Source organism: Cohnella silvisoli (assembly GCF_021190915.1).
GTDB lineage: Bacteria > Bacillota > Bacilli > Paenibacillales > Paenibacillaceae > Cohnella > Cohnella silvisoli.
On the sequence record NZ_JAIOAP010000004.1, the window covers coordinates 361546 to 375324 of the forward strand.

At 42.2% G+C, this 13779-nt stretch carries 16 protein-coding genes; all 16 read left to right on the forward strand.

The window, feature by feature from the left end; all coding sequences use genetic code 11:
* Entirely contained in the window at window positions 1–930 is a 930-nt protein-coding gene (gene flgL, locus K7P76_RS10805; RefSeq protein WP_232185304.1) for a flagellar hook-associated protein FlgL, read from the forward strand.
* Window positions 931–942: 12 nt separating this feature from the next.
* Window positions 943–1521, forward strand: coding sequence for a DUF6470 family protein (locus tag K7P76_RS10810; protein WP_232185305.1), 579 nt, complete (start codon window positions 943–945; stop codon window positions 1519–1521).
* 104 nt (window positions 1522–1625) lie between these two features.
* The gene (gene fliW, locus K7P76_RS10815; protein ID WP_232185306.1) at window positions 1626–2129 is read left to right on the forward strand and encodes a flagellar assembly protein FliW; all 504 of its coding nucleotides are present in this window, start codon (window positions 1626–1628) and stop codon (window positions 2127–2129) included.
* Window positions 2130–2134: 5 nt separating this feature from the next.
* Window positions 2135–2368, forward strand: a complete 234-nt coding sequence (gene csrA, locus K7P76_RS10820; RefSeq protein WP_232185307.1) for a carbon storage regulator CsrA — start codon at window positions 2135–2137, stop codon at window positions 2366–2368.
* Window positions 2369–2511: 143 nt separating this feature from the next.
* Window positions 2512–4149 (forward strand): flagellin N-terminal helical domain-containing protein, encoded by a 1638-nt coding sequence (locus K7P76_RS33355; protein WP_304518397.1) that lies wholly within the window; start codon window positions 2512–2514, stop codon window positions 4147–4149.
* A 121-nt stretch (window positions 4150–4270) separates the two neighbouring features.
* Window positions 4271–4870, forward strand: a complete 600-nt coding sequence (locus tag K7P76_RS10835; RefSeq protein ID WP_232185308.1) for a DUF8042 domain-containing protein — start codon at window positions 4271–4273, stop codon at window positions 4868–4870.
* Window positions 4867–6756, forward strand: coding sequence for a motility associated factor glycosyltransferase family protein (locus K7P76_RS10840; RefSeq protein ID WP_232185309.1), 1890 nt, complete (start codon window positions 4867–4869; stop codon window positions 6754–6756). The genes K7P76_RS10835 and K7P76_RS10840 overlap by 4 nt, the downstream gene beginning before the upstream one ends.
* On the forward strand, window positions 6753–7388 hold the full coding sequence (locus K7P76_RS10845; RefSeq protein WP_232185310.1) for a pseudaminic acid biosynthesis-associated methylase: 636 nt from the start codon (window positions 6753–6755) through the stop codon (window positions 7386–7388). The genes K7P76_RS10840 and K7P76_RS10845 overlap by 4 nt, the downstream gene beginning before the upstream one ends.
* Before the next feature lie 21 nt (window positions 7389–7409).
* Entirely contained in the window at window positions 7410–8414 is a 1005-nt protein-coding gene (locus K7P76_RS10850; RefSeq protein ID WP_232185311.1) for an SDR family NAD(P)-dependent oxidoreductase, read from the forward strand.
* Window positions 8411–9154, forward strand: coding sequence for a cytidylyltransferase domain-containing protein (locus K7P76_RS10855; protein WP_232185312.1), 744 nt, complete (start codon window positions 8411–8413; stop codon window positions 9152–9154). The genes K7P76_RS10850 and K7P76_RS10855 overlap by 4 nt, the downstream gene beginning before the upstream one ends.
* A complete protein-coding gene (gene pseG / locus K7P76_RS10860; protein ID WP_232185313.1) occupies window positions 9147–10193 on the forward strand; it encodes a UDP-2,4-diacetamido-2,4,6-trideoxy-beta-L-altropyranose hydrolase in 1047 nt (348 codons plus the stop codon). Before K7P76_RS10855 ends, pseG begins: the two co-directional genes overlap by 8 nt.
* Before the next feature lie 4 nt (window positions 10194–10197).
* Window positions 10198–11256 (forward strand): N-acetylneuraminate synthase family protein, encoded by a 1059-nt coding sequence (locus tag K7P76_RS10865; RefSeq protein ID WP_232185314.1) that lies wholly within the window; start codon window positions 10198–10200, stop codon window positions 11254–11256.
* Entirely contained in the window at window positions 11253–11699 is a 447-nt protein-coding gene (locus K7P76_RS10870) for an acyltransferase (RefSeq protein ID WP_232185315.1), read from the forward strand. Before K7P76_RS10865 ends, K7P76_RS10870 begins: the two co-directional genes overlap by 4 nt.
* 6 nt (window positions 11700–11705) lie before the next feature.
* Window positions 11706–12380, forward strand: coding sequence for a WbqC family protein (locus K7P76_RS10875; RefSeq protein WP_232185316.1), 675 nt, complete (start codon window positions 11706–11708; stop codon window positions 12378–12380).
* Between the two features lie 5 nt (window positions 12381–12385).
* On the forward strand, window positions 12386–13054 hold the full coding sequence (locus tag K7P76_RS10880) for a class I SAM-dependent methyltransferase (protein WP_232185317.1): 669 nt from the start codon (window positions 12386–12388) through the stop codon (window positions 13052–13054).
* 27 nt (window positions 13055–13081) lie between these two features.
* Window positions 13082–13777 carry a PIG-L deacetylase family protein gene (locus K7P76_RS10885; RefSeq protein ID WP_232185318.1) on the forward strand — a complete coding sequence of 232 codons (696 nt, stop codon included), beginning with the start codon at window positions 13082–13084 and terminating at the stop codon, window positions 13775–13777.
* Window positions 13778–13779: the final 2 nt, after the last annotated feature.

The window sequence follows — 13779 nt, forward strand, 5'->3', positions numbered from 1 at the left end:
ATGGCAATCCGCGTTACTCAAACTATGATGAATACGCAATTGTTGCGTAATATTTCCGGTAATCTTGGTCGCATGAATACCCTCCAGAACCAATTGGCTACCGGCAGGCGTATTAACGCTCCATCCGACGATCCGGTCGGATTGACGTTCGCCATGCGCTATCGCAGCGAAATTTCCGCTAATGATCAATATATTAAGAACGTTGATTCTGCTTCCTCCATGCTCGATTATTCGGATATGGCAATGGGGCAGGCTGGAGATGTCCTGCAGCGACTGCGGGAGTTAGCTGTGCAAGGTGGGAGCAGTTCGCTGCCACAAGAAGCTTACGACTCCATTAACTTGGAAGTTAAAGAACTTTACAAGCAAATGGTCGAAATCGGCAACAGCAAATTTAATGGCAAGTATGTTTTCAATGGTGAATTAACGGAAACGCCTCCATATCCGAAACAGGGACTAGGTGAACCGGGCAGTCCTACCGCCTATGAGGTTTCTACGGATACAGGCCAGATTAAGTACGAGCTCGCACCGGGTGTGACGTTAGCGGCCAACATTATCGGGAATGATGTATTTGGCGGAGCAATAGGCGATGACTCCAGCGACAACGTGTTCCATGTCATCCGTAGAATTAGCGAAGCTTTGGCAGCTGGCAACAGCAACAAGGTTTCCGATTTGATTGGCAAGGTTGATACACGGTTAAACACATTGCTGGAGAAGAGAGCAGAGGTCGGTGCGCGTACGAACCGACTTTCATTGGTGCAGGATCGGTTATCATCGATCAGCGTCAACCTGACGAGTATCCAATCCAAGACGGAAGATGCGGATATGTCCGAAGTCATTACGAACCTTAAGATGGACGAGAATGTATACCAAGCTTCTCTATCCGCAGGTGCGAAGTTGATTTCTCCAAGCTTGGTAGATTTTCTCCGCTAATGGAGGGTTAATATGACGTTTCCTATACCCCAGCTCAAGATCCGGCAGGATTACGCTCAGCTTGGAATCGATGCGGATATCGGTACGCAGCACATGGAACAGCCTCGTCCTACCTTCGAGATGGAGCAAATTCGGCCTCAACTGCACATTAGGCAGCCGCTAGGGCGATTCGAGATTGACCAGGACGCTGCCTGGGATGCGCTGGCCCTTGGCAATAATTTGCAGACCATGAGTCGGATCTATTCGATGGCTCCCCAGATTGCGCTTCAAGGGATACAGAGACGAGTCGAGGAAGGCAATCGGATGGCAGATCTTACGAATCCTAATAATCCTTTTGCAGAGTTCGCCGAGGGCTGGAGGAGAACGTTCTCCGAATATTCCGTCATAGCTGGCGATGCATCCTATGATAATGTGGATGTCGAGTATATACGCGGGGATTTTTCGATTGATGTCGAACCCGGCAGAGTAGAATTAAACACAAGGGTCAATCGCCCTATTCACGAATATGAACGCGGCAAGCTAGACATTAGCATGTTGAAGTATAACAGAGTTGAATTTACTCCTCCTCCAATGCTCAATGTGGAGGTATAGAAGAGAAATTGTCGAACTATACTATAGACCATTCGTGCATCTGTTAGAGGTGCACAGGGTCTATAGTTTTTATTTTAATCTTACCGAGATTGGGGCCTGCATAGATGATCGTAAATTCGGTTGTATTAGGCGATATAGAGGTAGACGACAATCAAGTTATTCGATTCGAAAATGGAATGCCGGGCTTTGAACAGTTAAAGGCCTTTGTCCTAGTACAACTCGAGCCAGAACTTCCGTTCTCTTACTTGCAATCGGTAGAAGAAGCCGAAGTAGCTTTCTTGCTAACAGATCCGTTTACTTTCTATCCAGGATACGATATCCAATTATCTGAGCAAGTCATAGAAGACCTTCGTATCGGCGATGAAAAGGATGTCCAAGTATGGTCAGTTGTGACGATGAAAGAAGACATTCACTCGGCTACGATGAACCTGCTTGCACCAGTCATCATTAATACGAAGGAAGTTAACGGCCGTCAAGTCATTCTTCAGAACACGAAGTATGTGACCAAGCATCCGCTTGTTGCGGGACAGAGTGAACTACAGTCAAGTCAGACTGCCGCAAGCAAGGAATCCTCGGGTGTTACCACGACTGACGGGGATGGGGAGTGATCGGTATGCTCGTACTGGCTCGTAAGAAAGGCGAATCAATTATCATAGGAGACAATATTGAATTGATCGTACTAAGTGTGGAAGGTGACACGGTCAGGTTGGGAATAAATGCTCCGAAAAGCGTCGAGATCTATCGCAAAGAAATCTATGATTCCATTCAAGAATCCAATAAAGAGGCTATACAGACTAAGGTAGCAACCGCAGATCTGCATAAATTGTTGAAAAAGGATGAAAGTTAGAAAAAACTTTCAAATACCTCTAAACATCTCTCTCTCCAGATACGATATATATACTTAGAAGCAATTTAATATGGCGGCCGACCTATTAAATAGCAGAACCCACATGGATGTGGGAACACGAACCTTCAAGGAGGAAGAATTTAATGCGTATTAATCACAACATTGCTGCTCTGAACACTCACCGTCAATTGACGGGCAACACGGCTTCCGCTAACAAATCCCTCGAGAAATTGTCTTCTGGTCTTCGCATCAACCGTGCTGGTGACGATGCTGCCGGTCTAGCAATCTCCGAGAAAATGCGTGCGCAAGTACGTGGTCTTGACATGGCTTCCAAGAATGCTCAAGATGGTATCTCCCTGATCCAAACGGCTGAGGGTGCTCTTAACGAAACTCACTCCATCCTGCAACGTATCCGTGAATTGGCTGACCAATCCGCGAATGGTACGAACACTAAGGATGACCGTGCTGCTCTTCAAGAAGAAGTAAAACAACTGAAAGACGAGATCGACCGTATCGGTAACACAACTGAGTTTAACACGCAAAAGTTGCTTAATGGTGCTCTTAAATCTGCTGGAGGCGCAGGTACTACAGCTAACGGAACTACAGGTGCTGCCGTGGCGAAATTCACGACTGCAAAATTTTCCGGTAGTGCTACACTGGCTTCCGGTTCCGCACTTTTGGTAGCAGCTGACTTTTCTTCCAAAGAAACGCTTACAATCGATGGTTCAAATATCGATGTTCACTGGGAACTGCTATCAAGCGCTGAACAAGACATCTTGAGAGGCGTTACAACGGCTTCGACAACTCAGAATGCTGCAAAAGACATTATCGTAAACACTATCAATGCAGCAATTGACGCTTCCGGTAAAAATGTTGCGCACATTACTGGATACATCTCAACCCCGGGTACAAATGGCCTACTAGTCCTTGAGAGTGGCAAAAAAGGCGAGGGTGGATCTATTGCTTCCGGCTCAACCGGTATTCTTGGAAAGATCAGCTCAGGTTTATCAACAAACGGAACAACATTGTATAACGGAACGACAGTCGCTGCTGGCGCTGCCGCTGACCTGTATGTAAACGGAGTGCTGCTGAGATACAGTGGCGCCAATGGTTCCAACCTCGCAATCACGGGTGGCACTACGCAGATGTCTTCCGGTGCAGCTACTCTTCAAAGTGGTATCAATGCCGCAATTAACGCATACAACACTTCCACAACGAAAGTATCTGGTGATGTAGGCTACATCTACAATGTTAAAGTAACTGCGAGCGATGATGGTCGTTTCGTTATCTCAAGTGAGAGCGGCCCAGTTGAATTGAAGGATTTGGCGGGCAACACTGTTGTTTCTGATTTGGGCCTCAGCGCGGCACAGACTGAATCAGCTGGTGGTGGCGGTGTAACATTCCAAATTGGCGCAAACCGTGGTCAAACGATCTCGTTCGGTATCGGCGACATGCGCACAGCTGCTCTTGGACTGACTTCGGTTGATATTTCAAGTTCTACTTCTGCGTCTCAAGCATTGACGTCTTTGGATAGTGCAATAACCAGTGTATCGTCGCAGCGTTCTAAAATGGGTGCTGTACAGAACCGTTTGGAACACACGATCAACAACCTGCAAACAGCTTCTGAGAACCTGACGGCTGCTGAATCCCGTATTCGTGATGTAGACATGGCTAAAGAAATGATGGATTTCACGAAATCCAACATTCTGTCCCAAGCTGCTCAAGCGATGCTGGCTCAAGCAAACCAACAACCTCAAGGCGTTCTGCAACTTCTTCGTTAATTTCAAACCAAAGAAGCCTCTCCTACAAAGGAGGGCTTCTTTTTTTTCATTATTAAACGCTAATGAATCTACTGTAATCATCCGATATTAATACTACATTCTTCAATTTAGAGAGGGTTCTATGATGAGACTGGAAGTATTAAATGAGGTACAAGAATTTACGAACAATGATCAGGGACTGCAGGAAATGCTTTATTATATGGAAAAGCGAATATCGGCAGCGAATCTTAGAATCAGCCATCTTCATGTGGATGGTATCGACATCTATGATCCATTTCTATCTTCATTAACGGCTCGGATTGATACGATTCGAAATATTCAGGTGGTATCTTGTACGTTGGAGGAACTTATCACTCATACATTAACAGACGGTCTAGATTTCATTGTACAACTCCAACAATTGGCAACCGAAATATCGGTTCAATTTTATGCCGGGAGTCAAACGGTTGATTGGGATAAGTTCAATAATATAGTAAATCGAATGGAGTTATTGGCTAATCTTCTTCGTTCAATCGGCCAATTGGACGTGGTTCTCTTGAAGCATGGGAAGCATTTCCCGGTGTTATTGGAGCGCTTGAATATAATACTTGCAGCGGTTGGGGATGGTCTTTCAGTCCAGGACATGACATTGGTCGGGGATTTGATTCAATACGAGATCTCTTCTTTGTTGAATGAGGTACATCATGCATTCGCAAGCAACTTGACTGGTGGGGAATTATGAAGATGCTTGCACAAAACTATCGACTGCTAGAACGTAAATTCCCCATTTTGGTCAAAGCTATGCAGGAAGTAGAGGAACAGTGTGTAGCGAAACCAGTTCATGTTGTTCCTTCTAAGAGCGGAGTTCCTACATTGTATTTGGAAGGTATTGAACGACCTATTTATATCCATAGTCAGTATGACCCTATTAGAGAAGCCGAAGGCTTAGTGTCCCAACATGAGGATGTTGAGGATTATGATTATATACTCTTTTATGGAGTAGGTTTGGGATATCATGTAGAAGCTTTTATGTCTAAATATCCCAATAAGACGGTCATACTTTACGAAACAAACATCCCCTTTTTTTACCATTTGCTAAATTCACGGACTCTTGAACAACTGGATCTCAAAAATATCCAAAACATTTACTTGGAAGCCGACCCCAATGATATTGACCACCATATGCTGTCTTTCATTGAGAATTTAAATGGAAAATTATTAGTCATTACCTTGCCGGTCTATGAGCGACTGTTCTCGGATCGGACAAAATTCTTCTTAAGTCGATTGAAAGTTATTATCAGCCATCACACGAATACCCTGCAAACAAATGAGGTATATGAGAAGTTATGGACCTATAACGGAGGAGCGAACTTCCAAAGCGTTCTGGAATCTCCATCTATTCTTCGTGATTTAAAGAACGTATTTGTCGGCAAGCCGGTTATCTTGGTATCAGCAGGGCCTTCATTGAGCGAAGAACTGGATAATTTGGTTCAAATAAAGCGCGACAAAACGGCGTATATATTTGCTGTTGGATCGGCGAACAAAGCACTGATTTCATACGGAATTTATCCTGATGCCGTATGTTCTTATGATCCCATTACTTACAATCATGTCGTGTTTGAAGATATCATCCAACAACAAATTCAATCTATTCCCTTGATATATGGCAGTAGTGTTGGATACGAAACGATACGTCAATATCCCGGTCCTAAGATTCATGTTGTCACAGGTCAGGATACAGCTGCCTTTCACTATTTAAATGGAAAACAGCTCCTTGATGATGGGGAACTTGTGGGAGATCAGCCCTCGATTGCGGTAATTATGGCGGAAGTGCTTTGTAGGCTGGGAATTGGTGAATTAATTTTGGTTGGACAGAACTTGGCGCTTCGGAATAAACAATATTATAGTAAAGGAATCCACTATGAAGCGCGTCCCAATCAATTAACAGAAGAAGATAATTTACGGGCTATCGAGACAGACTGTGTAGATGGCGGCAAGGTACTTACATTTCCCGAACTCAGCCTAATGAGAAGGGCATTAGAAAATATCTTTAATCATCACCCGAACATAAAGGTTATCAACACGACCATGGGTGGGGCGGCTATTGCCGGAACTCAATTTATCCCGTTGCAACATTTAATGCAGCAAAAATTGCTCAATCAAATTGTTAAGCCCAAATGGTATCAAATTGAATACGATGGCTACGACCTACAGTATGCCAATGATCGTCAGGTTAACATGGGGAAAGAGCATTTGAAGCTCACTAAAGATCTGCAAGCCATCATTCGGAAAATGAGACAAATGGAAGCTCTGATGAAAGTCAATAACAGGATTCGTTTACTAAAGATGTTTCCCGAATTTGATAAGTTGTTTAATCGCATCTTTCACAATACATTCTACAAAGTTTATATTCAACCGATGGCTCGGATTTATTATGACGGGTTTAACCGTTCCGCTGGGGAGATCAAAGAGATTCACGATCCAATTATCAAAACGAAAAAAGTACTGGATGTGTTCGGTCGGTATATGTATCAATGCCACACATTACTAAGTCTAGCTGAAGAAGTTATGAATAACGTTCACCAAGCTATTGATACTATGATGCTTCGTAAGGAGATTGCGGAATGAAAACAAGTCAAATGGATTTTTGGAATGGTGAATTTGGAGCGGCTTATACCGATCGTAATTCTTTGACATTTGATGAAATGGAAGACTATTATAAATCAAATTTCGAAGTAACTCGGACGGAAATGAATCGAGAATTTTTAAGTAATGTGCAGCTGAATTCGGCTTTAGAAGTCGGTTGCAACGTGGGATGTCAGCTTGAAGTGTTGCAAAGAATGGGTTATGAGAATTTATATGGAATCGAGTTACAGTGGTATGCAGTTGAAAAAACAAAAGAAAAACTTAAACGTGTGAATGTGGTTCAAGGGTCGGCGTTCCAAATGCCGTTCAAGGATGGATGTTTCGATTTAGTGTTTACTAACGGTGTTTTGATTCATATTGCCCCTGATGATATTGGGATGGCTCTTGATGAAATATATCGGGTATCAGATCAATACATTTGGGGTTGTGAATACTTCTCGGAAAATTATCAAGAACTGAACTATCATGGCGTGGGAGAAAAAATGTGGAAAACAAACTTCATGAAGCTCTACTTGGATCGTTTTCCAGATTTAAGTGTAGTTAGAGAAAAGAAATATACCTATACTTCCAGTCAAAATCAGGATCAGATGTTTCTCTTAAAGAAGAATAAATAAATTGTACTGGGGTGACGATCTATGAACGAGATGTACCGAAACAAAAAAATACTGATCATCGGCGGAACCGGTACAATCGGGCAGCATTTACTTAAACATTTGTTAGAAAAAGAACCGGCTGTTATAAGAATTTTTAGCCGAGATGAGCATAAGCAGTTCGAGCTACAACAAAAATATTCCAATCATGATAATATCCGATTTTTAATCGGAGATATCAGAGATTATGATAGATTGGTCAGGGCGATGGAAGGAGTGGATTTTGTCTTTCATACAGCGGCTATGAAACATGTGCCTTCATGTGAATATAATCCATTCGAAGCTGTACAAACCAATATTATCGGAACCCAGAATGTTATTCAGGCAGCACTTTATTGTGGTGTTTCCAAGGTATTGTTCACGAGCACGGACAAAGCCATTGCTCCAACCAATACATATGGTGCAAGTAAGTTGACAGCAGAGCGGCTTATTTCTTCGGCTCAGTATCATAAAGGTGAAAAACCTACCATCCTCTTTTCAGTCAGATTTGGAAATGTAATGGGATCAAGAGGTTCCGTAATTCCACTCTTTAAATCCCAAATTCGAGAGAAGAAAGATTTATCCATCACAGATCCTGAGATGGTCAGGTATATGATGACGCCTAGTCAAGCCATTTCATTGATGCTTGAGGCAATGGCAATTGCTCAGGGTGGAGAAGTGTTCGTGCTTAAGATGCCTGTTATCAAGCTTTCAGATTTGGCCGAAGTCATCATAGAAGAAACAAGTAAAAGTGAAACTATATCCCACACTGTATCTATGCGCACTGTAGGATTAAGGCCAGGAGAAAAAATGTATGAGGAGTTAATGACATCCGACGAGTCAAGAAATGCATTTGAACTGGATGCGATGTATATCATCCCTCCGGCCTTTGCTCAAAAACCATATGATGAAAAAGGTTATTCTCGATTAAAGGATATTCAGTTTCAAATGGGTAAACCGATAGGGAAAGAAATATTAAGAGATTGGTTGATAACAGAGGGGCTGGTATGATGGGAAAGAAAATCGTAGCCATTGTCCAAGCAAGGATGGGATCTACTCGATTGCCTGGAAAAGTAATGCTTGAATTAGCCGGGAGAACGACAATTTCTCATGTTATTGAAAGATGCAAAGCGATTCCTTCAGTCCATGAGGTTATGATTGCTACCTCAGACTCACCAGCAGATGGTATTCTCGTCGAGGAGGCTCGGAGGTTAGGTGTCAGATTTTTTCAAGGGAGTGAAACAGATCTACTCTCAAGATATTATGAAGCTGCGAAATATAGCCAAGCAGACGTTATTGTTAGAATAACCTCTGATTGTCCTTTGATTGATCCGGAAATATCGGAAAAGACAATTCAATACTTTATGAATGCACCAGATGCCGACTATTGTAGTAATGTAGAGCAAAGAACACTGCCGCGAGGCTTGGATACTGAGGTGTTTTCCTATAAGGCTTTAGAGAGAACCCACTTAGAAGCAAAGAAAGATTATCATAGAGAACACGTGGGCGATTATATGTTTGAAAATCCAAATCAATTTAGAATATACAGTGACACTAACGATTATGGTGACTTCTCGCAATATCGCTGGACTTTAGATACTCCGGAAGACTATGAATTGATACAAAAAATATATGGCTTTCTATATATTCCTGGAGCAATTTTTACCTGGAAAGAAGCGGTTAGCCTAATGCAATTGAATCCAGAACTGGCTCTTATTAATGCGGATGTGGAACAAAAGAAGTATGTTTAACAATCAATCAACGGGGATACTGTTTCGTTGCGATGCATCCTGGGAAATTGGTTCCGGTCATGTCATGAGGTGCATTTCTCTAGCCAGAGAGCTTAAGGCAACTGGTTTCAGGGTTGTGTTTCTCACTAATTCCGGAGGCGCAGAAGTCCTTCGTGGTTTTGTGGAGTTTACTATTGAGGTAGAGAGTATACATGAAAAATCGAAAGAAACATTGCAAATACTTGAATCTATAAATAAATATGAAATTAAATATTTAATATGGGATTCGTACCAATTGAATCAGGAAAACTTGACAGCCGTATCTACTCGTGTTTTGACGATGGTGGTGGATGATATCTACTTACTTTCAGTATATGAATGTGATGCTATTCTGAACCCCAACATTTACGCGAGCAGGGAGAAATACTCGACTACCAAACAGACTAATATGTTGTTAGGCTTGAATTATTTGATGCTACGTCCTTCATTTTCCAACCTTAAAGGACAGTATTTGATCGAGAATCGAGTAAATCGTATTTTACTAACCTTTGGTGGTTCGGATGAATACAATCTTACCCGGCATTTTTGTGAATGGCTTAACGAATTTGAAACATTTAATTTGAAAATATCGCTTGTTCTCGGGTCTCACTATCAATTCAAACAAGAGTTGTTCGAATATTTGGATAAACCGTCGTTGCACGAATATAAAGTGTATCACAATGTTAAGGCCATGGCGGATTTGTTAATCCAACAGGATATAGTTATATGCGCAGGCGGATCTACTATGTATGAGCTTGCTTGCCTGGGGATCCCAGCATGTCCAGTCATTACAGCAGAGAATCAAAGGGAATTGGTTGAGACATTCGGACGGTATGGAGCATGTGAAGCTCTTGGTGATGTTCAAAGTCTTTCTAAACCACTTTTTCAGCAATCCTTTCACAAATTGGTATCATCAAATGAGATAAGACTAAAGATGAGCCGACTAGGTAGCGCGCTAGTAGATGGTAGGGGAGCATCGCGGGTCGCCGAATACATTCAAAAAAGGCTAACGGGGGTTTAGATTAATGGGTAAGGAAGTTGTCATTGGCGGTCGTACTCTTGGAAATGGCAAGCAACCGTTCATTGTAGCAGAGGCGGGAATCAATCATAATGGGAGCCTGGATCTTGCATTTCAAATGATTGTGGCTGCTAAGGATGCTGGAGTTGACGCCGTTAAATTCCAAACGTTCAAAGCCGAAGAATTTATTGCGGATGAACATCAAACCTATACCTACATGTCCCAAGGGAAAACGATTACGGAATCCATGTTTCAAATGTTTAAGCGTTGCGAATTTTCACGTGATGAATGGTTCGCCATTAAACAGAAATGTGATGAGGAAGGGATATTATTTCTCTCTACTCCTCAGAACCGTTCAGATCTCGATCTCTTATTGGAACTTGGGGTTCCTGCCATTAAAGTAGGATCGGATGATTTCACGAACCTTCCCCTTCTGAAAAGCTATGCCAAGACGAAACTTCCGATGATTGTTTCGTGTGGCATGTCTGATCTGGGAGAGGTTTATACAGCACTTCAATCGTTAGGTTCTTTGAATGGTTATCCTACTATTTTGCTGCTTTGCACTTCTCAATATCCAACACCGCCTGAGGATGTCAATTTGCTCAAGCTGAGATCGTTGGCTGGTGCTTTCCCCGATTTATGTCTCGGTTTTTCTGATCATTCCCAAGGATACTATGCCTCTACGGTCGCAGTGGCATTCGGTGCTTGTTTCTTCGAAAAACATTTTACATTGGACAGGGGGCTGCCAGGGCCTGATCATTGGTTCTCGGAAAATCCAGACAGTTTAAGAGAATGGGCACTAGCAATTCGAACGGGATACAAAATGCTAGGCAACTCTCTTGTAAGGCCGACGGAGCAGGAAGAAGAAATGAGGGTTTTGGCGCGAAGAAGCATCGTTGCGGTGAAAGATATCTACGAGGGCGAGCAGTTAACCTCTGAGAATGTTGGTCTTCGAAGACCCGGTAATGGCTTGCCTCCTCATTTATTCGAAGAAGTCTTAAGCAAAAAGACACCACGATTTATTGCGAAGGGAACTTTGCTTCAGTGGGGTGATTTCTTATCATGAATAGGGAAGAATACCAACGATATTTCGTTGAAATGACTCATTTCCAAGATAATCCTTTTCATCCTATGGTATGGATTAACGGCGAACCGGAAATTGGAGAAGAAGTTTATATTGGAGCCTTATCTGAAATTAATGCTAAGGGTGCAAAAGTACTTATCGGCTCTCATTGTGATATTGCATCATTTGTTTCGATCAATTGTGCGGATTCTCATCGCAAATGCATTGGCTTGTCTGAAGAAATAGAGCGCAAAGATATAATAATTGGTGAGCATGTCTTCATCGGTTCCCATAGCTTTATCAAAGGCGGGGCTGTGGTTGGGCACCATTCGGTCATTGCTGCGGGAACGATTGTTGAAGGAGTGGAGATACCTCCGTATTCACTTGTTATTGGCAATCCTATGAAGGTCAAGGAAGGATATTATCTTACCAAGGATAAAGGGTGATGAAAATTGATCTTAACGGCTCATCAACCTGCCTATCTTCCTTGGTTAGGTTATTTTGATAAAATCAATCGAAGCGATCTTTATATATTTTTGGATTCAGTCCAATACGAGACTCGAAGTTATATTAATAGAAATAAAATTAAAACACCAAATGGCGAAATGTGGTTGTCTATACCCGTGAAGTCAAAAGGCCATCGGGACATTCCTTTGCTTGAAGTGGAGATAGACTCAGCCGTAGACTGGAAAAAAAGCCACTTAAAATCTATGTTTCTGAATTATAAAAAAGCACCTCGCTTCGAGGAGTGTTTCCCCCAACTGGAAAAATTATATGAACCAGATTTTCAATTCTTGAGTGAGCTTTGTTTGCATCAACTGCATTTCTGGTTTAGGCAATTAGGAATTCAAACTCCTATCGTCCGCTTAAGTGATTTACAAATGGAAAGTAAAAAATCCGATCTCATATTTGATTTGTGTGTAAAGTTTGGTGCTACGGATTACATCTCAGGTGCTCTCGGAAAAGACTACCTAGAGGAACAGAAGTTTGAGGGGCGCGAAATCAAGATTGAATATCAAAACTACGTTCACCCCGTATATCCACAGCTATGGGGGGAGTTTTTGCCTTATATAAGCATAGTTGATTTTTGGATGAACACAACGGATAACAATAAGATATGGGGGTAAGAAAAATGGGATTTTCTAATGAGTGGGAACAATTGTATGCTGAGCAAGCACATATTAGCGTTTGGCCATGGAGTGATCTTGTTTCATATGTAATGCGTTATGCTGAACCAGTAAATCAAGAAACTAAGGTTTTGGAACTTGGTTGTGGGGCGGGCGCTAATATTCCGTTCTTTAAGTCTCTTCAAGTACAATATTATGCCATTGAAGGCAGTTCTACTATGGTCAGGAAGTTGAATGAACGCTTTCATGATGACAGCAATTTGACGATTATCGAGGGCGATTTCACAAAAGATATCCCATTTGATATCAAATTTGATTTGATTATTGACAGATGCTCCTTGTCCGCCAATTCTACAGAAAGCATCCAAAATACAATTCGATTGTGTGAAGATAGATTAACTCCGTCTGGTAAGTTTATCGGAATCGACTGGTACTCTACTGAACATTCCGACTACCATCAGGGGGATATAGTTGATGCTTTTACAAAGACCAATATACCCACGGGTCATTTGGCTAATTCAGGACGAGTGCACTTTTCTGATAAAGATCATATTGAGGATCTATTCAAGCAATTTAATTTCCTAAAACTCGAACATAAAGTTATTAGAGAAGAAGTCCCTCAAAAAAATTTTACTTTTGCTTCGTGGAATATATGTGTTGAATTGAAAAAATAATATTGATCAGGAAGTGTGGGGAGCACTATGACAAGAAATAAGGTTCTTGTAATCGCTGCACATCCGGATGATGAGATTCTGGGCTGTGGCGCAACTATGGCTAAACATAAGCATGATGGCGATGAAGTGAGTGTAGTCATTCTTGCGGAAGGCTTAACAAGTCGTGATGAATATAGAGACCGTTCTACGCGTTCCAAAGACTTATCAGAGCTCGGGGCTGCGGCTTATAAAGCGAATGAAATTCTGGGGGTGGACAGTGTAACCTTAGAGGAGTTTGCGGATAATCGGATGGATAGCGTTGACAGGTTGGAAATTATTAAAAAAGTAGAATTTCTTCTAGATAAATATCGTCCGGATGTAGTCTACACACATCACATTGGAGACGTTAATATTGACCATAGGCGTATTCATGAAGCTGTCTTGACAGCATGTAGACCAATACCGGGCAACCATAGAGTAAATCATTTGCTTTACTTTGAAGTGCCGTCCAGCACAGAGTGGATGACGCCAGGATCGGCTCCACATTTTGCTCCGAATTGGTTTGTAGACGTTTCGGATACTTTAGAATTAAAGCTTAAAGCATTGGAAGCTTATCACACTGAAATGCGTGAATGGCCACATACCCGCTCCATCAAGGCAGTGGATCATCTAGCAAGATGGCGCGGAGCGACAATTAGCAGAGATGCAGCTGAAGCATTTGTTCTAGGAAGAACGATGCTGTAGTA